14 protein-coding genes are annotated in these 23,323 nt (G+C 64.4%); 1 reads left to right on the top strand and 13 read right to left on the bottom strand.

The window, feature by feature from the left end:
- Positions 1 to 162: 162 nt before the first annotated feature.
- The 4 genes from mdoH to pip form a co-directional block, all read right to left on the bottom strand.
- Entirely contained in the window at positions 163 to 2,736 is a 2,574-nt protein-coding gene (gene mdoH / locus AC2CGW_RS16725) for a glucans biosynthesis glucosyltransferase MdoH (protein ID WP_186665783.1), read from the bottom strand.
- Positions 2,729 to 4,474 (bottom strand): glucan biosynthesis protein G, encoded by a 1,746-nt coding sequence (locus AC2CGW_RS16720; RefSeq protein ID WP_288377173.1) that lies wholly within the window; start codon positions 4,472 to 4,474, stop codon positions 2,729 to 2,731. Before AC2CGW_RS16720 ends, mdoH begins: the two co-directional genes overlap by 8 nt.
- A 263-nt stretch (positions 4,475 to 4,737) precedes the next feature.
- A complete protein-coding gene (gene dtd, locus AC2CGW_RS16715) occupies positions 4,738 to 5,175 on the bottom strand; it encodes a D-aminoacyl-tRNA deacylase (RefSeq protein ID WP_065863878.1) in 438 nt (145 codons plus the stop codon).
- Positions 5,172 to 6,143: a prolyl aminopeptidase gene (gene pip, locus AC2CGW_RS16710; RefSeq protein WP_186665779.1), complete on the bottom strand. Its 972-nt coding sequence runs from the start codon at positions 6,141 to 6,143 to the stop codon at positions 5,172 to 5,174. Before pip ends, dtd begins: the two co-directional genes overlap by 4 nt.
- A 176-nt stretch (positions 6,144 to 6,319) precedes the next feature.
- Here pip and AC2CGW_RS16705 point away from each other — a divergent pair, with 176 nt between their 5' ends.
- Positions 6,320 to 11,833, top strand: coding sequence for a dermonecrotic toxin domain-containing protein (locus AC2CGW_RS16705; protein WP_484574327.1), 5,514 nt, complete (start codon positions 6,320 to 6,322; stop codon positions 11,831 to 11,833).
- 57 nt (positions 11,834 to 11,890) lie between these two features.
- Here AC2CGW_RS16705 and hutG read toward each other — a convergent pair whose 3' ends face one another.
- The 9 genes from hutG to hutU form a co-directional block, all read right to left on the bottom strand.
- A complete protein-coding gene (gene hutG, locus AC2CGW_RS16700; RefSeq protein ID WP_186666104.1) occupies positions 11,891 to 12,694 on the bottom strand; it encodes an N-formylglutamate deformylase in 804 nt (267 codons plus the stop codon).
- A 10-nt stretch (positions 12,695 to 12,704) separates the two neighbouring features.
- Positions 12,705 to 13,910, bottom strand: a complete 1,206-nt coding sequence (hutI, locus tag AC2CGW_RS16695; RefSeq protein WP_186665775.1) for an imidazolonepropionase — start codon at positions 13,908 to 13,910, stop codon at positions 12,705 to 12,707.
- Between the two features lie 15 nt (positions 13,911 to 13,925).
- On the bottom strand, positions 13,926 to 15,329 hold the full coding sequence (locus tag AC2CGW_RS16690) for an amino acid permease (protein WP_484574326.1): 1,404 nt from the start codon (positions 15,327 to 15,329) through the stop codon (positions 13,926 to 13,928).
- Between the two features lie 104 nt (positions 15,330 to 15,433).
- A complete protein-coding gene (gene hutH, locus AC2CGW_RS16685) occupies positions 15,434 to 16,966 on the bottom strand; it encodes a histidine ammonia-lyase (RefSeq protein WP_186665771.1) in 1,533 nt (510 codons plus the stop codon).
- 23 nt (positions 16,967 to 16,989) lie between these two features.
- Complete coding sequence (locus AC2CGW_RS16680) at positions 16,990 to 18,513, bottom strand: HAL/PAL/TAL family ammonia-lyase (RefSeq protein ID WP_484574325.1); 1,524 nt, start codon at positions 18,511 to 18,513, stop codon at positions 16,990 to 16,992.
- A gap of 8 nt (positions 18,514 to 18,521) precedes the next feature.
- Positions 18,522 to 19,352, bottom strand: coding sequence for a quaternary amine ABC transporter ATP-binding protein (locus AC2CGW_RS16675; RefSeq protein WP_186665768.1), 831 nt, complete (start codon positions 19,350 to 19,352; stop codon positions 18,522 to 18,524).
- Positions 19,349 to 20,200 (bottom strand): ABC transporter permease, encoded by an 852-nt coding sequence (locus AC2CGW_RS16670; protein ID WP_186665766.1) that lies wholly within the window; start codon positions 20,198 to 20,200, stop codon positions 19,349 to 19,351. The genes AC2CGW_RS16675 and AC2CGW_RS16670 overlap by 4 nt, the downstream gene beginning before the upstream one ends.
- A 26-nt stretch (positions 20,201 to 20,226) precedes the next feature.
- On the bottom strand, positions 20,227 to 21,195 hold the full coding sequence (locus AC2CGW_RS16665) for an ABC transporter substrate-binding protein (RefSeq protein ID WP_411383418.1): 969 nt from the start codon (positions 21,193 to 21,195) through the stop codon (positions 20,227 to 20,229).
- Between the two features lie 160 nt (positions 21,196 to 21,355).
- Positions 21,356 to 23,035, bottom strand: coding sequence for a urocanate hydratase (hutU, locus tag AC2CGW_RS16660; protein WP_186665762.1), 1,680 nt, complete (start codon positions 23,033 to 23,035; stop codon positions 21,356 to 21,358).
- Between the last annotated feature and the right edge of the window lie 288 nt (positions 23,036 to 23,323).

Below are 23,323 nucleotides of genomic sequence, written 5' to 3'. Positions count from 1 at the left end.
TCCGACCGGTGCGTTGTGTCGGGACGGATGCTAACGCATGCAGGCCCTGGGACCTAGAGTCGGCGGGGACTTTGTTGGCCAAAAATCATGGCGGTATGAAAAGCTTCGCGGGCAAGTCGCAGCGGCGAACGGCCGCTGCGACTTGCCCGCGAATGCGATGGATCAGGCGCCGACGAGTGCCGGCTGGCCTTCACCTTCAGGATGCAGCGGCAGCAGCGGCGAGTGCGGATCGTTGGCGATGGAGTTGCGCCACACATTGATCCACGCCTCGTTCTGCTCGGCCCACACCCGCTCGTGCAGGCGCGACAGCGCCACCGGGTCGCTCAGCAGGGCCAGGCGAGTATTGCCGTCGATCCCCTTGGGGCCGGCTTCCAGCGCCTTGGCGATACGCTCGGCACGCAGCGACTCGATCGCATCGGACTGGCCGTGACGGGCCGTACCCATGGCGCAGGCCAGGGCGTTCTGACGCGGATCGACCACGGCGCGAACGAAGCCATCGTGCAGGGCGTGCCAGCGGTTCTCGTGGGTGTACTGGTCGGTTGCCAGCAGCTCGTGCGGCGTGGCGTATTCCTCGGGAATCAGGAACAAGCGCTCATCCTTGGCCGCCAGGCCCAGGCGTACTCGGCTGGAGATCACCGAAACCGGGATCGACAACACCAGCGAACCGACGATAGGCGCCAGCCACCACAGGAAGCTCGGGTTCAGCCAAGCCACCAGCGCAGCCCAGGCGATACCCAGCAGGGTCTGCGGGCCATGGCGGCGTACCGCTTCGCTCCATGGCGTGGAGTCGTCGTCACGCTGCGGCGAATTCCAGGTCGCTGCCCAGCCGAGGAACGCAGCCAGCACGAAGCGGGTGTGGAAGATCATCCGCACCGGCGCCAGCAACATGGAGAAAAGCATCTCCATCAGCATCGACAGGGTCACCTTGATCCGCCCGCCGAACTCGGTCGCGCCCTTGGCCCAGATCAGGATGATGCTCAGCAGCTTGGGCAGGAACAGCAGCACGATGGTGGTGGAGAACAGCGCGATGGCTTTTTCCGGGTGCCACTGCGGCCACAGCGGATAGAGCTGGAACGGCTCGATGAAGTACTGCGGCTCCATCAGCGTGTTGGTTGCCAGCAGCGCCGTCGACAGCACCAGGAACAGGAACCACAGCGGCGCCGACAGGTACGACATCACCCCGGTGAGGAACACCGCGCGGTGCACCGGGTGCATGCCCTTGACCAGGAACAGGCGGAAGTTCATCAGGTTGCCGTGGCACCAGCGCCGGTCGCGCTTGAGCTCGTCGAGCAGGTTCGGCGGCAGCTCTTCATAGCTGCCCGGCAGGTCATAGGCGATCCACACGCCCCAGCCGGCACGGCGCATCAGCGCGGCTTCGACGAAGTCGTGGGACAGGATCGCGCCGGCGAAGGCACCCTTGCCCGGCAGCGGCGCCAGGGCGCAATGCTCGATGAAGGGCTTCATGCGGATGATCGCGTTGTGCCCCCAGTAATGCGACTCGCCCAACTGCCAGAAGTGCAGGCCAGCGGTGAACAGCGGGCCGTACACGCGGGTGGCGAACTGCTGCATGCGCGCATAGAGGGTGTCCATGCCCGAAGCCTTCGGCCCGGTCTGGATGATGCCGGCGTCCGGGTTGGCCTCCATCAGGCGCACCAGGCTGCTCAGGCACTCGCCGCTCATCACGCTGTCGGCGTCGAGGACGACCATGTACTTGTACTCGCCCCCCCAGCGACGGCAGAAGTCGTCGAGGTTACCGCTCTTGCGCTTCACACGGCGGCGGCGGCGGCGATAGAAGATACGGCCGAAACCTTTCGCCTCACGGCACACCTCCAGCCACGCCTGCTGCTCGGCAACGGCGATGTCGGTGTCGTTGGTGTCACTGAGCACGAAGAAGTCGAAGCGGTCCAGGTTGCCGGTGGCGGCCACCGACTCGAAGGTCGCGCGCAGGCCGGCGAAGACCCGTGGCACGTCCTCGTTGCAGATCGGCATGACGATCGCGGTGCGGGCATCGGCCGGGATCGGCTCGTTGCCCGCACTGCTGCCGGAAATCTTGTACTTGTCACGGCCGGTGAGCAACTCGAGGAAGCCCATCAGCGCGGTCCAGAAGCCCGCCGACACCCAGCAGAACAGGATGCCGAAGAGGATCAGGATGGAGGTCTGCAAGGCATAGGGCCAGACCTGCACGACGGTATCCCAGATCGGCTGGTTGACCACTTCTTCCAGGTCGACGAACGACCAGCCCTGGTACGGCAGGATGCCCTTCATATACCAGCCGGCGACGATGGTCTGGCCGATCATCAGCGCCAGCAGGATGTAGCGGCGCAACGAGCCGACCCGGCGCCAGCGTGCCGGCGGCAGCTCGCGCTTGGGCGGTTGCGGGGCGTTGGTGCGGCCGGTCATGCGCCGCCACATGCGCACCAGGATATTGGTGCGCCAGGGCTCGGGCAGGACCTTGGTGCGCTTGATCGGCGGGGCGATCTTCAGGCACAGGCGGCCACCGCCGTCGACGCCGAGCATCTCGGCCTCTTCGAGCTCGGCGGCGCTGCCGACGGTCAGACGGGAACCCACCGAAGCCTGGACGGCCTCGGTGGCGCTGGCGGCCGGATCAGCCGCCAGGCGTTGGTGCAGCTCGCTGAAGGAAGAGCAGCTGGCGAGTTCCGCTCGCTGCTCGTCGCTCAGAGGAAGGTGGGCCAGGTACTCGCCAAGCGATTCCGGCCTTGCGTTTGAGTTACTCATCGGCAGGCAACTGATAGCTCCAGGTTTCGGTCAGCACCTTCTCGGTGGTGGCCGGGGCCCCGTTGGTGGACGCCGCGTCGGCGGCTGGTTGCTCGGCCGGCTTCTCGGCTTTCTCGGCCTTGGCATGCTGAGCCTTGGCGTGCTTGGCGGCCGCCTTGTCCTGCTGGGTTTCGGCAGGCTTGGTTTCCTTCGGTGCCTCGACCGGAACATCGCGTACCAGCGCGGCACGCATCTCGGTGGACTTCTTCGGATCCTTGACCTTCAACCGCAGGGTCAGACGCCAGCCCTTGATCTCTGGGTTATAGCGCAGATTGTTCTCGACCACCTCGGCGTTGTCGCCAACGCTGACCTGGCTGCGCACGGCAGTGTCGGCCGGCAGGGCGGCAAGGACCGGGCCGTCGAAGTCGACCAGGAAGGCCACGCTGCCATCGGCCTGACGGATCAGGTTGGCTTGCTTGACGTCACCGGTCGAACGCAGGGTCTGCTTGACCCAGCCAAGGTCCTGGGCCTGGAACTTGGGCTCACTGATGGTCCAGTGCAGGCGATAGTTGTACTCGAACGGCTTGCCTGGCTCAGGCAGGGTTTCCGGGCTCCAGAAAGCAACGATGTTGTCGTTGGTCTCGTCGGCGGTCGGAATCTCGACCAGGTCGACGGTGCCCTTGCCCCAGTCGCCCTTGGGCTCGATCCAGGTGCTTGGACGCTTCTGGTAGTTGTCGTCGAGGTCTTCGAAGTCGCTGAAGGCACGCTGGCGCTGCATCAGGCCGAAACCACGCGGGTTCTCGACGCTGAAGTTGCTCACGGCCAGGTGTTTCGGGTTGTTCAGCGGACGCCACAGCCATTCGCCGTTGCCGGCGTGGATCGACAGGCCTTCGGAATCGTGCAGCGCCGGACGGTAGTTCTGCACCTTCGACGGCTGGTTCGGGCCGAACAGGAACATGCTGGTCAGCGGGGCAATGCCCAGGCGGCTGACGTGGTCACGCAGGAACACCTTGGACTTGACGTCGACGATGGTGTCGTCGCCCGGACGCACGGTCAGCTTGTAGGCGCCGGTGGAGCGCGGCGAATCGAGCAGCGCGTAGATCACCAGGTGCTTGTCGGCAGGCTTGGGCTTCTCGATCCAGAACTCGCGAAAGCGCGGGAACTCTTCGCCCGACGGCAGCGCAGTGTCGATGGCCAGGCCACGGGCGGACAGGCCATAGGCGTGCCCCTTGCCGACCACCCGGAAGTAGCTGGCGCCCAGCAGGGTCATGATCTCATCCTGCTTGTCAGGCTTGTTGATCGGGTAGAGCACGCGGAAACCGGCGTAGCCGAGGTTCTTGGTGGCATCGGGGTCATGCGGTACGTCGCCGAACTCGAAGCGGCTCGGGTCGTACTTGATCTCTTCGACCTTCTTGGCGGTGATCTCGTTGATGGTCACCGGCGTGTCGAAGTGCATGCCCTGATGGTAGAAGGAAAGCTTGAACGGGGTCTTGTCATTCGCCCATTCGGCCTTTTCCTGGATGAAGCGGATTTTCTGATAGTCCGCGTACTTCATGTCGCGGAACACCGGAGGCAGGTTGCTCTTCGGTGCTTCGTACTTCTGGCCGGCCAGATCCTTTGCCTTGGCTGCAACATCGTCAAGATTGAATGCCCACAGCTGGCCTGCGCTCATCAGGCCAACCAGCGCTGCGCCTGCCAACAAGGCCGTGCGCAGCCGATTGCCGGGGATTCTTGGTGCATTACAGGGACTTACAATCACGAGCAACCCTCGCCGTAAACAGATCATGAAACCAACGGCCAGCGACCAATGCCGGGTTGGCGAGCACTGTTCGGACCCCGCAAGGGCGCAATGATTCCCCAAACGGATCCAGACAATGCTCGAGTCAGAGTGAAACGAACCTGCGAACGCAGGCTCACGCAGCGCGCGATTATCCAGCAGGCTGCGTTACAACGCATCAGGCTGGACAAACTATTTATCGTACAAAACCCCTTGTTTTCCTACAAACAAGGGGTTTTTGCGGCTTATATTTGTAACATAAATGTTACGGGGCCATCATTGACCAGGTGAACCTGCATGTCTGCACCAAAACGGCCACTCTCGACGTTCGAGTGCTGAAGCTTAGCCTGCTGCAAAAGATAGTCGAAAAGCTCGGCCCCCAGAGCAGGCGGTGCCGCCGTCGAAAAACCTGGCCGCATGCCACTACGAGTGTCGGCGGCCAGGGTGAACTGCGAGACCAGCAGCAGCCCGCCGCCGATATCCTTGAGCGACAGGTTCATCTTGCCCTGCGGGTCACTGAACACCCGGTAGTTCAGCAGCTTGTGCAAAAGCTTATCGGCATGTTCGCGGGTATCTTCAGGCTCGACCGCCACCAGCACCAGCAAACCCTGGTCTACCGCGCCGACGATCTCGCCCTCGACTTCGACCCGAGCTGCGCGTACACGCTGCAGCAGGCCCTTCATGCTTCTTCCAGGGGCAGGTCGAGCAGGCGACGGGCCATCTGGTCCGCGGCGCGTACCAGGGCATCGGTGATGCCCGGCTCGGACGCGGCGTGACCGGCATCGCGGATCACCTTGAGCTCACTGTTCGGCCAGGCCTGGTGCAACTCCCAGGCGTTGTCCAGCGGGCAGATCACGTCGTAGCGGCCATGCACGATCACCGCCGGCAGGTGGGCGATCTTCGGCAAGTCGCGGATCAACTGGTCCGGCTCGAGGAAGCCATTGTTCATGAAGTAGTGGCATTCGATGCGGGCGATCGACAGCGCGCGCTGAGGCTCGGAGAAACGATCGACCACCAGCGGGTTGGGACGCAGCGTGGCGGTGCGGCCTTCCCAGGTCGACCAGGCCTTGGCGGCCTGCATCTGGGCGATCTGGTCGTGGCCGGTCAGGCGCTTGTGGAAGGCCTTGACCAGGTCACCGCGCTCATCCGCCGGGATCGGCGCGATGTAGTCCTGCCAGTAGTCAGGGAACAGACGGCTGGCGCCCGCCTGATAGAACCATTCGATTTCCTGGGGGCGGCACAGGAAGATCCCACGCAGGATCAGGCCATGCACGCGCTCGGGGTGAGTCTGGGCGTAGGCCAGCGCCAGCGTCGAGCCCCAGGAGCCACCGAACAGCACCCATTTGTCGATGCCCAGGTGCTCGCGGATGCGCTCCAGGTCTTCGATCAGGTGCCAGGTGGTGTTGTTCTCCAGGCTCGCGTGCGGCGTGGAGCGCCCACAGCCGCGCTGGTCGAAGGTGATGATGCGGTAGAGGTTGGGGTCGAAGTAGCAACGGCTCTGGGCGTCGCAGCCCGAGCCCGGACCTCCGTGGATGAACACCACCGGCAAACCTTCAGGCGAACCACTTTCATCGACGTACAACACGTGCGGCGCTTCCACGGCCAGATCGTGCCGGGCGTAGGGTTTGATCTGCGGGTAGAGGGTCTGCATTGCGCACTCCGTGTGGGGATTGTTCGGCCGAGGGCCATCATAAACCTGAATTGCGCTTTGAGCATGTACCCGTGTGATGGGCATGCCCGATCATTGTCTCAAGGCCCCCATAAACTGTTATGTCAGCCTGGCCTGCGTGGCTCACTAACATCGGTGTTTTCCCATGAGAAACCGCCATGAACAAGCCAGCCCCCCTCACGCCCCACGCCCTGATCGAGCACAAGATGCCGTCGTGGATGCGCACGACCCCCGCCCGCATGCACGCCGTCATGCGCAAAACCCTCAAAACTCCGCCGACCTGGTTCGCGCAGGCCAACGCCACGACCCATGACCTCGCCCAAGCCTATGCCGACTACCAGGCCCAAAGTGCAAAGCTCGATGCACAAATGAGCGCGCTCCCGGCGCTGACTGCGTTCGCCACCCAGCAGTTGCAACAGGCGATTCACACGCGGTTCAGGCTATCCCTCGACGTGGCCACCCACTACCTGATCAATGCCAGCAAGGCCGAAGCCTACAAGGCGCAACTGGAAGGCGACCCCGTCGTCGACGGGCAGCGCGCGCTGAAGCTGGCCACTCAATCGCTGTTGCACTGCGCGCTGCAGAACTTCGAGGAGGCCGAAGCCCAGCCCAATGGGCTGGATGGACAATCGCTCAGCGCGGCCGTAGTCGACAGCAACGTCTTCAGGTTCCTCACTCCTGTCGGAAAGCAACTAGCCATCGCGCCCCATGAGTTCGCAGCCCTGAGCCGTGAACTGGATATCGGCGGCCAGTACCAGACGCTGATCGCCGACCTGTTGAACACCGCAGCGCCAGCGCTGCGCGCTACCGAACAGGCGGCCTTGCGCGTGGAAGTGCACAAAGCCCGCCTCAGCCAAGCGATCGACGCCGAGCTGCATTCGATACTGCTCAGCCTCGTCGAGGACACGTCGGCCGAGTACCAGGGCAGCCCGGTGCGTTGCGCCGCACTGGCGCTGTTCGGGGTGCCATTGACCGGAGCCATGGTCATCGGCGCAGTCCCCTCCCCCGAACAACTGCTGATCTACGATCCGCTGCTCTTGCCGTACAAAGGCCTCCTTGTCACCTACCTTCCCGGCAGCGCCATACCCTTGAAACAGCACCACTCAGTGCACGAGGCGCAGGCCCACTTGCGCGAGCAATTGGGGAAAATGCCGGACAGCCAGCTCAAGCGCGCAGTGTCGGCGCGTGACAGCGCCACCTTCGTCGAAAAGCTGATCGACTGTCTGCGGCCCATCGACTGGAGCACGTTGAAACCTACCCCCAACGGCCAAGAACGCCAGGTCGAGCGGGTACGTGACCCCGAAGCCTGGGTACCCGTAACCCTGAAGCCTTTTCGCAAGCCGCTGCTCACGCACCTGGTCGAGCAGAAGCAACAGCGACTCAAGGAGGACGCGGCATTCCACGCGGTGCCCACCGCCGTCGAAGACGAAAAGACCGCCACAAAGCGTCGAGCCTACTTCACCCAGTTGGCCTTCAACGCCCTCAACATCAGCGGCTTCTTCGTACCCGTGTTGGGCCAAGTGATGATGGGTGTGGCCGCGATCCAACTGAGCTATGAGATTTTCGAGGGTCTCGACAGCTGGGCCAACGGCGACCAGCAACAGGCATTCGAGTATCTGATGGACGTGGTCGAGAACGTGGCGCTCACCGCCGCCCTGGGGGCCGCCGGCGGCACAGGCGAGATACCGGCGCTCGAGCGCGTTGCGGTGGAAACGCCCTCGTTCATAGAAGAGCTCACCCCTATCGAACTGCCCAATGGCCAGACCCGCCTGTGGGCGCCCGACCTGCGACCGTTCGCGCACGACATCCTGTTGCCTGCCGACCTGCAGCCAGATGAGTTCGGCCTTTACCACCACCAAGGCAAGACCTGGCTGGCGCTGGACGGCACCCACTATTCGCTGACCCAGGCGGCGCATACCGGTGAGTATCGACTCGAACACCCGCATAACCCGCAGAGCTACCAGCCCAGCCTGCGTCACAATGGTGCCGGTGCCTGGCAGCACGAACTGGACCAGCCGTTGACCTGGCAGGCACCCGCCCTCATGCGTCGCGCCAGCCCGCTGGCCACGGCGTTCGACGATGCAACCATCAGCCGCATTCTGGAGATCAGCGACACCCGGGAAGACGTACTGCGCCGGATCGTCACCGAGAATCAACGGCTTCCCGCACTGCTCGAAGACACCCTGACGCGCTTCAAGCTGGACCAGCAGATCAGCCAGGCGCCCGCCTACGCCGAGCCACACAAGGCCCAGGCCGAATTCGCTAAGCGCTACAGCGCCTTGTCGAGCACAGCGATGCCGTCCGCAGAGGTCATCCGCCAGCGCTACCCGCAACTACCGGGTGTCATCGTCGAGGAACTGCTGCGCCACGCCACGCCCGAGGAACTGCAAACCCTGGCACAGGCCAAGGTGCCCTACCGCCTGGCCCAGGAAATACGCATCTATCAGCAGCAGGTGCGCCTGGCGCGGGCCTACGAGGGGCTGTACCTGGACTCGGTGCGCAACGCCGATAGCGAGCGGCTGGCGCTGTACACGCTGGAGCGGTTGTCCGACTGGCCAGCCGGCACCCGCATGACCCTGGAGCAGCTGCCTGGCGGCAGCTTCGAGATCGGTGCAGCCGACACGCAGGGCCAGACCGTGGTCAGCACCGCCGCGGGCTACCTTGCGCAATCGAGTGCCGCCACGGGTACCGACTTGTCCACACACGCCTCGTTGTACAGCGCGCTGCTCGAAGTTATACCCGCCGCACTGCGCAAAACACTGACGGGCAACGATGCCGAACAAGCCCTTGCCCTGAAACGCCTGATCCAGGCCACCCCCCTGCCGCGCCCTGCACTCAGACGCCTGCTGGGCATGCAACCGCTGAACTCGGGCTACCGCTCACCGATGCGCCTGGCCGACGGACGCATCGGCTACCCGCTGGGCGGCCAAGGTGCGGCCGGGGGGCATTTCACACGCCATACCCTGCTGCGCATCATCCGCACCCTCGAACTGCCGGAACACCTCTCCCACTCGGCCGAACAGATCCTGACCCGCCTTGAAACCAGCGGCATGAACCGCTCGGACATCCATAACCGCCTGCGCCAGCTGCAAGAACAACGCACCACCCTGCAGCGCTGGCTGGACGATTGGCGCACGACGGTCCACCCCGACACCCTCACTGCGCCCCAAGCGTTCTCCGAGCTTCAGGCACGCTTCATGAATCATTGGCACCGCAACGCATTGCCCAGCCTCGGCGACACCCAAGCCCCACTGCACCTGGAGCGCATCGACCTCAGCAGCTTCCCCGCAGGCCTGCCCGACTTCCTCAGCGCAACGATCACGCACCTGCAACTGACCGAGCCGTCATTCGGCAATAGCGTGGGTTGGGCAGTATACGAACGGCACCTGAACAACCTGTTCCAACAGTTGCCAGGCTTGCGCTCACTCGAAATCAGCCGCCCCTACTCGGAAACCGCGGCCCCCTCCCAATTACTCTTCAGCGTCGGCTTGATGGCCACGCACTTCCCCGAGCTCGAATCGCTCAGCCTGCTGAACCAGAACCTGCAACTGTCCGAAAGCGACATCAACAGCCTCGCCGGTCTACGCCGTCTGCGTCGCCTGGACCTCGGCGGCAACCGCCTTTCAGAACGCTACCGCCCGGATTTTCGCGAGCTCACGCTGGACTACCTTGGCCTCGACCGTATGACCCTCGACCAATGGCCGCAGGGTCTGAGCCTGGGGTCACTGGCGAACATCGGCGAACTGTCGCTACGCGACAACAACCTGCGGGTACTGCCTGGCATGCTGTTCGGCAGCCACGCCGACGCACGCCCACGCACCGTCATCTCACTGGAAGGCAACCGCATCAGCGATGACCAATTGCTGCGCCTGCTGCTGGCCCAGGACACATCGACGCCCAACATCACGGTCGATATCTCACCCAGCCTGCGCACCCGCCTGGACCAACACATCCAGCAACGCCAGGCGCTGCACGAGGCCATCGACCAGTGGGCCAACGCCTCCAGTTCGAGCGCACCGCTAAGCCAAGCCGCGACGCTTGCCCGCCGCCGTATCGGCTCCGCGTTGAGCACCTTCTGGCAAAGCCAGGAACAAGGCCTGACCCAGACGACCTTGCGCTTGGAAGACATGGACCTGGGGCATTTCCCGCCACAGTTGCCGGCTTTCTTCAACGAGCGGGTGCGCAACCTGTCCATATCCCGAGCCAGCGGAACCACGGAGCAGTTGAACACGTTCTTCGCCCGGCTGCCGAACGTCGAGAGCCTGAACCTGGTGGAGTACATCGGCGCCACCCAGACCCTGCCCACGGCACTGTTGCGCCTGCCAAACCTGACCTACCTCTCGATACGTGACATGGGCCTGGAGGTGAACGACAACCTGCTTGCAACCCTCGCCCACTTGAGCAACCTGACGCTGTTGGACCTGGGCGGCAACCGCATGGGTAGCATCACCCAAGTGCCCGAAGGGCTGCGCAACCTGCGCCGCCTCGACCTGAACAACATGGGCCTGCAGCACTGGCCGACCTGGGTCGACAGCCTGCTGCCGATGGACATGCTGGATCTCAGTGAAAATCAGCTCACTGCACTTCCCGAACACATTCTCAGCAACATCAACAACGACTTCCCGATTTCATCGATCGCCTTGTTCGGTAACCCGCTGAGCATGGACACCATGATGCGCGCGCGCACCTCGTCGGACAGCCAGCACAGCTACACCTTCGCCATGGACATGCCCGACGACCTGCTCCTGCTCACCTCCTCAGATGATGAAATGGCTGGCGGGCACCTGCACAACCCGATGCTTTCGGTCGATAACGATCTGCCCAACATCGACGACTGGTTGCTCGGCACAGAGGCGCAGAACGAAGCCCTGAAAAGCGCCTGGGATACCCTCGAAGAAGGCGGTGAGGCCGCCAACCTGCTGGCGCTGGTCGGCCGGTTGCGCCAGGCCGCCCCCTATCGCAACGGGCAGACCCGCCAATCGTTCTGCGAGCGCGTGCGTCTGATGCTGGTCAAGGCCTCGGTCATTACCGAGGAGCGTCTGCTGTTCAACGCCGTGGCCGAGGAGGCCCTGGTACAGCCCGACACCGGCAGCCAGACCTGCCATGACGGCGCGCTGCTGGTGTTCCAGAACATCGAACTGCTGATCGACGGCCGGCGCCTGCTGACCGAGCCGGCAGAATCGGAGCACACGCTCTACCGTGAGCTGCGTCGCCTGTACCGCCTGCACCGCCTGGACGAGATCGCCCGGGACAAGGCCAGGGGACGCGACGAGGCAGAGGTGCGCCTGGCCTATCGACGTGGGTTGAACGAAGAACTCAAGCTTGGCGTACCGGACGACAACATGCTGTATCAGGCATCTGCCGACGTCAGCCGTAACGAACTGGCGTTGGCCGTGGACCAGGTGCACCGCGAAGAACAGGGCGAATCGTTCCTGAACTACGCCACCAGCAACCAAGAATGGATTCGCTACCTGCGCCACACCAACCAGGCGCGCTTCGATGCAATCGAACAGCAGTACCAGGCGCAGGTACTGGAGTTGCCCGAGCAGTTCCCCGACAGCACCCTGGAGCAACTCGCGCCGGAGTTCGACAACTTGAAGCGTGACAAGGACGCAAAAGAGGCCCGCCTGATTCTGGAGCTGACCATTCAGGCCAACCCCGAACGCGAGTGACGTGTTGGCGACACCGCACCGTCCCCAGGCCGGCTTTGTTCCGGCCTGGGGCTGGGCTCACTTGCCGTAACGCATCTTGCCCCACTCGAGCACGCTCGCGAGCAGATGCTGCAGCACCTCCTGCGTGGGCCGCGCCAGATCCTCGCGGTAGGCGAACGGCTCCACCTCTTCCATATAGGTGCTCTGCGCCAGCTCCAGTTGCACTGCATGGATATGATTGGTCGGATCCCCGTAATGCCGGGTGATGTGTCCGCCTTTGAAGCGCCCGTTGAGCACATGGGTATAGGCTGGCGCCTGAGCACACACCTTCTCCAGCCGTTCGGCCAGCTCCGAGTCACAGCTCGCGCCGTTGAAGGTGCCGAGGTTGAAGTCCGGCAGCTTGCCCTCGAACAGGTGCGGGATCACCGAACGGATCGAGTGGGCATCCCACAGCAGCGCGTAACCGAATTCGGCGCGCAGGCGATCCAGCTCCTGGCGGATCGTGCCGTGGTAAGGGCGCCAGATCTGCTCCAGGTAGGTGGCACGCTCGTCGGCCGACGGCACCTGGCCGTCCCTGAACAACGGCTCGCCCTCGAACAGCGTCGCCGGGTACAGACCCGTGGTGGCGCCGACATACAACGGCTTGTCATCGTCCGGTCGGTTCAGGTCGATGACGAAGCGCGAGTACTGCGCCGCCACCACGCTGGCACCCAGCTCACGGGCAAAATCGTACAGCTGCGGGATATGCCAGTCGGTGTCCGGCAGGCTTTTGGCCTCGTCCACCAGCCCGGCCTCGACCGCCGGGGTCAACTTGAGGCCGGCGTGGGGCATGCTGATCAGCAGCGGCAGGCGACCTTGATGAAAACTCAATACCTTGTCCATGACGCCTCGCTCAGTGGGAAATTTCATGGCCCAGGCGCACCACGCGCTTAGGCAGGTCGCCACCCAGCCAGTAGGCCAGGTCGGCAGGTCGTTCGATCTGCCAGGCGACGAAGTCGGCGACCTTGCCAGTCTCCAGCGAACCATGGCTGTCGCCCAGGCCCAGGGCCGTGGCGGCGTACAGGGTGACACCGGCCAAGGCTTCTTCCGGGGTCATGCGGAACAGGGTGCAGCCCATGTTCAGCATCAGGCGCAGCGACAGCACTGGCGAGGTGCCGGGGTTGAGGTCGCTGGACAGAGCGATCTTCACGCCATGCCGACGCAGAGCGTCCATCGGCGGCAACTGGGTTTCGCGCAGGAAGTAGAACGCCCCCGGCAGCAGCACGGCGACGGTGCCAGCCTGAGCCATGGCGATGGCATCTTCCTCGGTCATGAATTCCAGGTGATCGGCCGACAGCGCCTGGTAGCGCGCCGCGAGCGTGGAGCCATGCAGCGACGACAATTGTTCAGCGTGCAGCTTGACCGGCAACCCCAGCTCGCGCGCCTTGATGAACACCCGCTCGACCTGCGCCGGCGAGAACGCCAGGTGCTCGCAGAAGGCATCCACCGCATCCACCAACCCTTCAGCGGCCAGGGCCGGGAGCATCTCGTCGCAGACATGGGTGATGTAGTCGTCGGCCCGCCCGGCGTACTCCGGCGGCAACGCGTGGGCGGCAAGGCAGGTGGCGCGGACGGTCACCGGCAGCTCTTCTGCGATGCGTCGGGCAACGCGCAGCATCTTGCGCTCGTTGGCCAGGTCCAGGCCGTAGCCGGACTTGATCTCCAGGGTGGTCACACCATCGCGCAGCAACGCCTGAACGCGCTGACGGGCGCTGGCCAGCAGTGCGTCCTCACTGGCCGCGCGAGTAGCACGCACGGTGCTGGCGATGCCACCGCCCTGGGCGGCGATCTCGGCGTAGCTGACGCCCTGCAGGCGCTGCTCGAACTCACCGCTGCGGTTGCCGCCGAACACCGTGTGGGTGTGGCAGTCGATCAGGCCGGGAGTGACCCAGGCGCCGCCCAGGTCGACCACGCGTTCGGCATCGACGCCCGGCAGTTCGGCCTGGGGGCCGATCCATTCGATCAGCCCGGCATTGGTGACGATCGCCGCGTCCTCGATGATCGAGTAGCTGCCGTTGGCCATGGTGGCCGCGTGGCAGTGCTGCCAGAGGGTTCTCATAAAGCTCTCCACAAGTCAGCGGTGCAGTTCGGCCTGCTCCCGGGCGACCTGGCCCTGCCCTGAGCGCGGCTTGCACCACAACAGGTAGGACAGCACCAGGAACACCACCCACGCCACGCCCACCAGCAGCGCCGCCTGGGTGTTCGGGAAGTAGCCGAGCACACCGAAAATGAACAACATGAACACAATCGCCAGCGCCGGGCCCCATGGCCAGAACGGCACCGGGAACTCCAGCGCCACCGCTTGCTCGCGGCTCATGCGCCGACGCATGGCCACCTGGGTGACCAGAATCATCAGCCACACCCACACGGTGGCGAAGGTAGCGATCGAGGCGATCAGCAGGAAGACGTCTTCCGGAATCAGGTAGTTGAGCAGCACCCCCAGCAGCAGAGCAGCGCCCATCACCAGCACCGTCAGCCACGGCACGCCGTGCCTGGACAACTGCGCGAACCCGCGCGGCGCCTGGCCCTGTTCGGCCAGGCCATACATCATGCGACCCGCACCGAAGATGTCGCTGTTGATCGCCGAAACCGCCGCGGAAATCACCACCACGTTCAGCACCGCAGCGGCCGAGCCGATGCCAAGGTTGCTGAAGATCTGCACGAAGGGGCTGCCCTGGGTGCCGATCTGTGGCCAGGGGTACAGGCACATCAGCACGAACAGCGTCAGCACGTAGAACAGCAGGATGCGCAGCGGCACGGCGTTGATCGCCTTGGGGATGACGCGCTTGGGGTCCTGCGCCTCACCGGCGGTAATGCCGATGATCTCGATGCCGCCGAAGGCGAACATCACCACCGCGAACGAGGCGACCAGGCCACCGACACCATTGGGCAGGAAGCCGCCATGCTCGAACAGGTTGGCGACACCGACGCTGGTTTCGCCACCGGCCTGGCCCAGGCCGAACGCCATGATGCCGAAGCCGGCCACGATCATCGCCACGATGGCGCCGACCTTGAGCAGCGACAGCCAGAACTCCATCTCGCCGAACACCCTGACGTTGCACAGGTTCAGCCCGCCGATCAGGAACACGATGCCCAGCACCCAGATCCAGCGCGGCACCTCGGGAAACCAGAAGCCCATGTAGATCCCGAACGCGGTGACGTCGGCGATGCACACGATGATCATCTCGAAGGCATAGGTCCAGCCGAGCACGAATCCGGCCATTGGCCCGAGATAGGTGCTGGCGTACTGCCCGAAAGAACCGGCCACGGGGTTGTGCACGGCCATCTCGCCGAGGGCGCGCATGACCATGAACACCGCCGCGCCGCCGATCAGGTAGGCCAGCAGCACTGCTGGCCCGGCCATCTGGATCGCCGACGCCGAGCCGTAGAACAGGCCGGTGCCGATGGCCGATCCCAAGGCCATGAATCGAATGTGTCGGGCGGTCAGCCCGCGCTTGAGTCCTTGTGCTGGTTGCATGGTTCGTCCTTATTGTTGTTCTTGATTGCCTCATCGCGGGACGAGCCCGCGACTGCAGGTTCGGCTACGGGAGCGAGCTCGGCCCGCGATGGCATCGACACCGATCACAGGCTCGGCAGTACTCCGGCGGGCAGCAACCCGGTCAGGCGCCCGTCGGCCAATAGCTCCACCGCCACCTCGATATCCGGCGCGAAGAAGCGGTCACGGTCATAGTGCGGCACCTCGCGGCGCAGGGTCTGGCGCGCCTGCTCCAGCTTGGCCGAGGTCTTCAGGCCCTCACGCAGGTCCAGGCCCTGACAGGCGCCCAGCCATTCGATGGCCAGCACGCCACGGGTGTTCTCGGCCATCTCCCACAGACGTTTGCCGGCGGCCGGGGCCATCGACACGTGGTCTTCCTGGTTGGCCGAGGTCGGCAGGCTGTCGACGCTGTGCGGGTGCGACAGGGCCTTGTTCTCGCTGGCCAGTGCGGCGGCGGTGACCTGGGCGATCATGAAGCCGGAGTTGACCCCGCCGTTTTCCACCAGGAACGGCGGCAGCTGCGACATGTGCTTGTCCATCATCAGCGAGATGCGGCGTTCGCTCAGCGAGCCGATCTCGGCAATGGCCAGCGCGATGTTGTCAGCCGCCATGGCCACAGGCTCTGCGTGGAAGTTGCCGCCCGAAATCACCTCGTCCTCGGCGGCGAACACCAGCGGGTTGTCGGATACCGCGTTGGACTCGATGGCCAGCACCTCGGCAGCCTGGCGCAGTTGCGTAAGGCAGGCGCCCATGACTTGCGGCTGGCAACGCAGCGAGTAAGGGTCCTGGACCTTGCCGCAGTTCTTGTGCGACTGCGAAATCTCGCTGGAGTCGCCCAGCAGGTCGCGGTAGCAGGCGGCAGCGTCGATCTGGCCACGTTGCCCGCGCACCTCATGGACACGCGCATCGAACGGCGAGCGCGAGCCCAGTGCCGCTTCCACGGTGAGCGCACCACAGGCGATGGCCCCGGCGAACAGGTCTTCGGCCTGGAACAGGCCACGCAGCGCATAGGCGGTGGACGCCTGCGTACCGTTGAGCAGGGCCAGGCCTTCCTTGGCAGCCAGGGTCAGCGGCTCGAGGCCTGCCACCGCGAGGGCTTCGTTGGCATTCAGCCATTGTCCCTGGTAACGCGCCTTGCCCTCGCCCAGCAATACCAGCGACATGTGCGCCAGCGGCGCGAGGTCGCCAGAGGCGCCAACCGAGCCCTTCAGCGGAATGTGCGGATAGACCTCGGCGTTGACCAGGCTGATCAGCGCATCGATGACCTTGCGGCGGATGCCGGAGAAACCACGGCTGAGGCTGTTGATCTTCAGCACCATGATCAGACGCACCAGCGCATCGTCCAGCGGCGCGCCGATCCCGGCAGCGTGGGACAGCACCAGCGAGCGCTGGAGGTTTTCCAGGTCGTGGCTGGCGATGCGGGTCGAGGCCAGCAGGCCGAAGCCGGTGTTGATGCCGTAGGCCGTGCGGTCTTCGGCCAGAATGCGCTCGACGCAGGCAACGCTGGCGTCGATGGCGGCACCAGCGTCGGCATCGAGGCTCAGGCGCACCGGCGCCTGGTGGATGCGGCGCAACTGGGCCAGGGTCAACTGGCCGGGGGTCAGGGTAAAAGCTTCCATGTTCATGCTCCTTGTTATTTTGTTTAGTGCAGCGCAGCCAGCAGCGGCTGCGGCAACCGTGGATCCTTGAGCAAGGCCGCGGTGCTGGCGATGTCCGGCGCCAGCCAGCGGTCCTGCAGGTAGGCAGGCACGCTCTCGCGCAGCAAGCGCCAGGCCGCGTCGGTGCCCGCGCCGAAACGCTGTTCCTTGAGGAATTCGAATGCCTGGGCGGCCAGCAGGTACTCGATGGCGAGGATCTGCGTGCAGTTCTCCAACACCTGGTGCAGCTTGAGCGCAGCATTGGTGCCCATGCTCAGGTGATCTTCCTGCAGCCCCGAGGTGACGAAATTGTCGAGCACCGCGGGCTGCGCCAGCTGGCGGTTCTGCCCGCACAGCGAGGCGGCGACGTACTGGGCGATCATCATCCCCGAGTTGACGCCCGGGTTGCTGACCAGGAACGCCGGCAAGCCACTGACATGCGGGTTGACCAGGCGGTCCAGACGCCGCTCGGCGATCGAGCCGATCTCGGCCATGGCGATCGCCAGCAGGTCGGCAGCCAGGGCCACCGACTGGCCGTGGGGGTTGGCCTGCGAGACCACACGGAAATCGTCCGGTGTGCCGAGCAGCAGCGGGTTGTCGTTGGCGCCGTTGAGCTCGGCCTCGACCTGACACACCACATGGGCCAGTTGGTCGCGCGCCGCGCCATGCACCTGCGGGATAGAGCGGATGCTCAGGGCGTCCTGGGTACGGATGCCTTTGCTCGAGGCGATCACTTCACTGCCATCGAGCAGCGCGCGCAGGTTCTCGCCCACCACTTGCATGCCTGGGTGTGGCTTGAGGGCGATGATCTCGGCGTCGAACGCGGCGATCTGGCCGCGCAGGGCCTCGAAGCTCATGGCGCCGATCACATCGGCCCATTGCAGCAGGCGGCTGGCGTCATCCAGTGCAAGGCTGGCGAGGCCGGTAATGCACGGCGTGCCATTGACCAGGCACAGCCCGTCCTTGGCCCCCAGCTGCACAGGCGCAAGCCCGGCATCGGCCAAGGCCTCGGCGGCCTCCACGAGGCGCCCGCGATAACTGACCTTGCCCACCCCCAGCAGGCTCACGCCGATGTGGGCCATGTGCGTCAGATACCCCACCGAACCCTGGGACGGAACCTGCGGGGTAATGCCATGTTCGAGCAACGCCAGCAGCGCCTCGACCACCGAACGCTGCAGGCCCGACTTGCCATGGCTGTAGTTGACGATGGCGGCGCAGATGATCGCCCGCGTCTGTTCGTCCGGCAGCGCAGGGCCGACGCCGCAGGCGTGGCTGAGCAAGGTGTTGCGCGACAGTGCGCTGAGCTGCTCGCCCTGCAGCGAGACATTGCACAAGGCGCCCAGGCCGGTGTTCACGCCATAGGCGCGCTCGCCGCTGTCGACGATACGCCGGACGATGGCCTGGGCATTGTCGATGCGCGCCCAGACCTGCGGTGCCAGCTCCAGGCGCGCGCCATGGCGGGCCACGGCGGCGATGTCCTGCCACCGTACAGGCCCGTTGCCGATCACCACGACTTCAGGTTTCGACATGATGCTCCTCATACCGCGACGGCGCGGCGCTGAACGAAACGGTCAACGTATTCGTCGGCCGGCGAGTGAAGGATTTCCTGCGGCGTACCCACCTGGATCAGGCGGCCATCCTTGAGAATGGCAATACGGTTGCCGATGCGTACCGCCTCGTCCAGGTCATGGGTGATGAACACGATGGTCTTGTGCAGGGTTTTCTGCAGTTCCAGCAACTGGTCCTGCATTTCGGCGCGGATCAGTGGGTCGAGGGCGCTGAAAGCCTCGTCCATGAGAATGATGTCAGTGTCGGCGGCCAGCGCCCGGGCCAGGCCCACGCGCTGGCGCATGCCGCCGGAGAGCTGGTGCGGATACTTCTTCTCGTAGCCCTTCAGGCCCACGGTCTCGATCCACTGCAGCGCACGCTCCTGGCACAGCTGCTTGCTCTCGCCACGCACCTTCAGGCCGTAGGCGACGTTGTCCAGCACATTGCGGTGCGGCAACAGGCCGAAACTCTGGAACACCATGCTGATCTTGCGTCGGCGGAATTCGCGCAGGGCGTCCATGTCGTACTGCAGGATATCTTCGCCATCCACCAGGATCTGCCCGCTGGTGGGGTCGATCAGGCGGTTGAAGTGGCGCACCAGGGTGGACTTGCCCGAGCCGGACAGGCCCATGATGACGAAGATCTCGCCGCTGCCGATCGACAGCGACAGGTCGTTGACCCCAACCACGCAGCCGGTCTGCGACAGCACCTGCTCCTTGCTGCGCGCCTCGCGGATCAGTTGCAGGGCTTCCCCGGCGCGCTCGCCGAAGATCTTGAAGACGTTCTTCACTTCGATCTTGCTGATCGGCTGCGTGCTCATTTGCTCACCTCATGACGTGGCCGACCATAGGCCTGGGTAATGCGGTCGATCACCACCGCGAGAATCACGATGGCCAGGCCCGCTTCGAGGCCGCGGCCAACGTTGAGGGTCTGGATGCCGACCAGCACGTCCTCACCCAGGCCGCGGGCGCCGATCATCGAGGCGATCACCACCATCGACAGGGCCATCATGGTGGTCTGGTTGATCCCGGCCATGATGCTCGGCAGCGCCAGCGGCAACTGCACGCCGAACAGCTGCTGCCAGCGGTTGGCGCCGAAAGCGTTGATCGCTTCCATCACCTCGCCATCGACCTGGCGAATCCCCAGGTCGGTCAGGCGGATCAGTGGCGGCGCGGCATAGATGACCGTGGCGAAGATCGCCGGCACCTTGCCCAGGCCGAACAGCATCAGCACCGGGATCAGGTACACGAAGCTGGGCATGGTCTGCATGATGTCCAGCAGCGGCATCAGTACCGCCCGCAGGCGATTGCTGCGCGCCGACAGGATGCCCAGTGGGATGCCCACCAGCACCGAGATCAGCGTGGCCACCAGCATCAGCGCGAGCGTCTGCATCAGCTTGTCCCACAGGCCGACAGCGCCGACCAGGAACAGCAGGCCGGTGATCACCAGGGTCGGCAGGATGCGGCGGGTGGCGTGCCAGGCGATGACCGCGACGACCCCCAGCATCAGCCACCAGGGCGTCGCACGCAGCAGGCCTTCGAGGTTGACGATGGCCCACAGCAGGGTGTCGGAAATGTGCCGGAACACATCGCCGTAGTTGGTCACCAGCGCATCGACCCAGCCATTGACCCAGTCGGCGATGGAGAATGTGAGGTTGTCAGGGAACATAGGTACCACTCATCAGGTGAGGACGCTCAGAGCGCCGCATTGATCTTCTTGGCAGCGTCTTCACTGACCCACGCCTGCCAGACTTCAGGATGTTCCTTGAGGAAGATCTTGGCCAGCTTCGGCGATTCGATGCGTTCCTTGCTCATGCGCCCCAGATTCTGGTTGAGAATGTCGAGCGGAATATTGACCTTCTCCAGTACGCCGACCAGCTCCGGCGCTTGTTCGTGGAAGGTTTTCGACAGGCCGACCTTGATCGACACGGTCTTGTCCACACCCGGCTTTTCCTCGAGCTTGACCAGGTCGATCTGGCCCATCAGCGGGGTCGGCGTCCAGTAGTAGAGGAGGATCGGTTCGCCGCGCTTGTAGCTCGACAGCGCCGCAGCATCCAGCGCCGGACCGGTGCCCGGGCGGAAGTTGGTGAATTTGTCTTCCAGGCCGTATTCCTTGAGCATCTGGGTGTTGTCCAGCTCACAGGTCCAGCCGGCCGGGCAGTTGTAGAAACGGCCTTTGCTCGGTTCTTCAGGATCCTTGAAGACACTGGCGTACTGGGCCAGGTCGGCCACGTTCTTCAGATCCGGCGCCTTGGCTTCGAGCTTGCGCTTGGCATCGCCCTCGATCACGTAGCGCGGCACGTACCAGCCTTCGACCGCACCGACCACCGGTGCGCCGACGCCGACCACCTTGCCGGCTGCCTCAGCCTTTTTCCACACCTCGCTGCGACCCACCCATTCCTCGGCGAAGACCTGGATATCGTTGGTGCCCAGGGCGTTCTCCATGGTGATGGAGTTGCCCGGCAGGCTGTCGGTCTTGCAGTCGTAGCCCTTCTCGAGAACGAACTGCATCACGTCGGTCAGCAGCATGCCGCTTTCCCAGTTCAGCCCGGCGAATTTCACCGGTTTGCCGGATTCGCACCAGGTAGCGGCCTGAGTGGCACCGGCGCTGCCGAGCAGGCCAAGGGCGAACAGCGAAGCAAGCAAGGTCTTGTTGGTTTTCATTGCGTGACGCTCCCAAACTTAAGAAGTGGAAATCGGCAGTCCTTGCAAAGAAGGTGGATCACCTGGGGCCACTGCGTGCCCCTTCGCGGGCAAGCCCGCTCCTACAGTAGGAGCGGGCTTGTCCCGCGATGGGGCTGCGCAGCAGCCCCTGGGACGCCGATCAACCCGTAATCATCGGCAGGTTCAGACCCTGCTCTTTGGCGCAATCGATCGCAATCTGGTAACCGGCATCGGCATGACGCATCACGCCGGTGGCCGGGTCGTTGGTCAGGACGCGGGCAATGCGCGCTGCCGCTTCGTCGGTACCGTCACAGACGATGACCACACCCGAGTGCTGGGAGAAGCCCATGCCCACGCCACCGCCGTGATGCAGGGAAACCCAGGTGGCACCGCCTGCAGTGTTGAGCAGGGCGTTGAGCAGCGGCCAGTCGGACACGGCATCGGAGCCATCCTGCATGGATTCGGTTTCACGGTTCGGGCTCGATACGGAGCCGGAGTCCAGGTGATCGCGGCCGATCACCACCGGGGCGGACAGCTCGCCGCTGCGCACCATTTCGTTGAACGCCAGGCCCAGCTTGGCGCGAAGGCCCAGGCCAACCCAGCAGATACGTGCCGGCAGGCCCTGGAAGCTGATGCGCTCGCGGGCCATGTCCAGCCAGCGGTGCAGGTGCTCGTCGTCCGGGATCAGTTCCTTGACCTTGGCGTCGGTCTTGTAGATGTCCTGCGGGTCGCCCGACAGGGCTGCCCAGCGGAACGGGCCGATGCCGCGGCAGAACAGCGGACGGATGTAGGCCGGCACGAAGCCTGGGAAGTCGAAGGCATTCTTCACGCCTTCTTCCTGGGCCATCTGGCGGATGTTGTTGCCGTAGTCGAAGGTCGGCACGCCGGCCTTCTGGAAGTCGAGCATGGCTTGTACATGCACGGCCATCGATTGCTTGGCGGCCTTGACCACGCCAGCCGGGTCGGTCTTGGCGCGGTCGCGGTACTGCTCCCAGGTCCAGCCGATCGGCAGATAGCCATTGAGCGGGTCGTGGGCGCTGGTCTGGTCGGTGACCATGTCCGGACGCACGCCACGCTTGACCAGTTCCGGGAGGATTTCAGCAGCGTTGCCATGCAGGGCGATGGAAACCGCCTTGCCTTCGGCGGTGTACTTGGCGATGCGTGCCAGGGCGTCATCGAGGTCGGTGGCCTGCTCGTCGACATAACGGGTGCGCAGGCGGAAGTCGATGCTGACCTGCTGGCATTCGATGTTCAGCGAGCAGGCGCCAGCCAGGGTCGCGGCCAGAGGCTGGGCCCCGCCCATGCCGCCCAGGCCTGCGGTCAGCACCCAGCGGCCCTTGAGGTTGCCGCCGTAGTGCTGGCGACCGGCTTCGACGAAGGTTTCGTAGGTGCCCTGAACGATGCCCTGGCTACCGATGTAGATCCAGCTGCCGGCGGTCATCTGGCCGTACATGGCCAGGCCCTTGGCGTCCAGCTCGTTGAAGTGCTCCCAGTTGGCCCAGTGCGGCACCAGGTTGGAGTTGGCGATCAGTACACGGGGGGCGTTGCTGTGGGTCTTGAACACGCCGACCGGCTTGCCCGACTGCACCAGCAGGGTTTCGTCGTCGTTCAACTCCTTGAGGGTGGAGACGATCTTGTCATAGCACTCCCAGTTGCGCGCAGCACGGCCGATGCCGCCGTACACCACCAGCTCCTTGGGGTTTTCGGCCACCTCCGGATCCAGGTTGTTCATCAGCATCCGCAGCGGGGCTTCGGTCAGCCAGCTCTTGGCGTTCAACTGGGTGCCACGTGGGGCGCGGATCTCGACGTCACGGAAGGTGGTGGGCTTTTTGTCAGTCACGAAAGGTGCTCCTTGAGCGATCTATTCAAACCCGACGAGATCGGCGGGCCGGGGCTGTTCAGTACCGTGCGGATGGGACGGCCTATCCACTATCGCGCACTTATCTTTACTTGTACATACAAGCATATGCAATTGAATTGCCAAGTCGTCGAAACGGGTGGTTAGAGGTGTTCGGGTGATGGGCTGCAGACCTTGTGACTCAAGGGCTTGAGGGGGGGAGAAAAATCAGGGGGAAGGATTTGGTGGGAATTCAGACGGCAATGGCTTTGCGCCACTTTGGGGCATTCG

The sequence above is a fragment of the Pseudomonas sp. SYWMCR5 genome (genome assembly GCF_057197165.1).
This window is presented reverse-complemented; position numbering and strand designations above follow the sequence as displayed.

What these genes read in the sequence shown, in the direction of transcription:
- mdoH (WP_186665783.1), bottom strand. Translation starts at nt 2,736, where the DNA reads ATGAGTAACTCAAACGCAAGGCCGGAATCGCTTGGCGAGTACCTGGCC.
- dtd (WP_065863878.1), bottom strand. Translation starts at nt 5,175, where the DNA reads ATGAAGGGCCTGCTGCAGCGTGTACGCGCAGCTCGGGTCGAAGTCGAG.
- pip (WP_186665779.1), bottom strand. Translation starts at nt 6,143, where the DNA reads ATGCAGACCCTCTACCCGCAGATCAAACCCTACGCCCGGCACGATCTG.
- AC2CGW_RS16705 (WP_484574327.1), top strand. Translation starts at nt 6,320, where the DNA reads ATGAACAAGCCAGCCCCCCTCACGCCCCACGCCCTGATCGAGCACAAG.
- hutG (WP_186666104.1), bottom strand. Translation starts at nt 12,694, where the DNA reads ATGGACAAGGTATTGAGTTTTCATCAAGGTCGCCTGCCGCTGCTGATC.
- hutI (WP_186665775.1), bottom strand. Translation starts at nt 13,910, where the DNA reads ATGAGAACCCTCTGGCAGCACTGCCACGCGGCCACCATGGCCAACGGC.
- AC2CGW_RS16690 (WP_484574326.1), bottom strand. Translation starts at nt 15,329, where the DNA reads ATGCAACCAGCACAAGGACTCAAGCGCGGGCTGACCGCCCGACACATT.
- hutH (WP_186665771.1), bottom strand. Translation starts at nt 16,966, where the DNA reads ATGGAAGCTTTTACCCTGACCCCCGGCCAGTTGACCCTGGCCCAGTTG.
- AC2CGW_RS16680 (WP_484574325.1), bottom strand. Translation starts at nt 18,513, where the DNA reads ATGTCGAAACCTGAAGTCGTGGTGATCGGCAACGGGCCTGTACGGTGG.
- AC2CGW_RS16675 (WP_186665768.1), bottom strand. Translation starts at nt 19,352, where the DNA reads ATGAGCACGCAGCCGATCAGCAAGATCGAAGTGAAGAACGTCTTCAAG.
- AC2CGW_RS16670 (WP_186665766.1), bottom strand. Translation starts at nt 20,200, where the DNA reads ATGTTCCCTGACAACCTCACATTCTCCATCGCCGACTGGGTCAATGGC.
- AC2CGW_RS16665 (WP_411383418.1), bottom strand. Translation starts at nt 21,195, where the DNA reads ATGAAAACCAACAAGACCTTGCTTGCTTCGCTGTTCGCCCTTGGCCTG.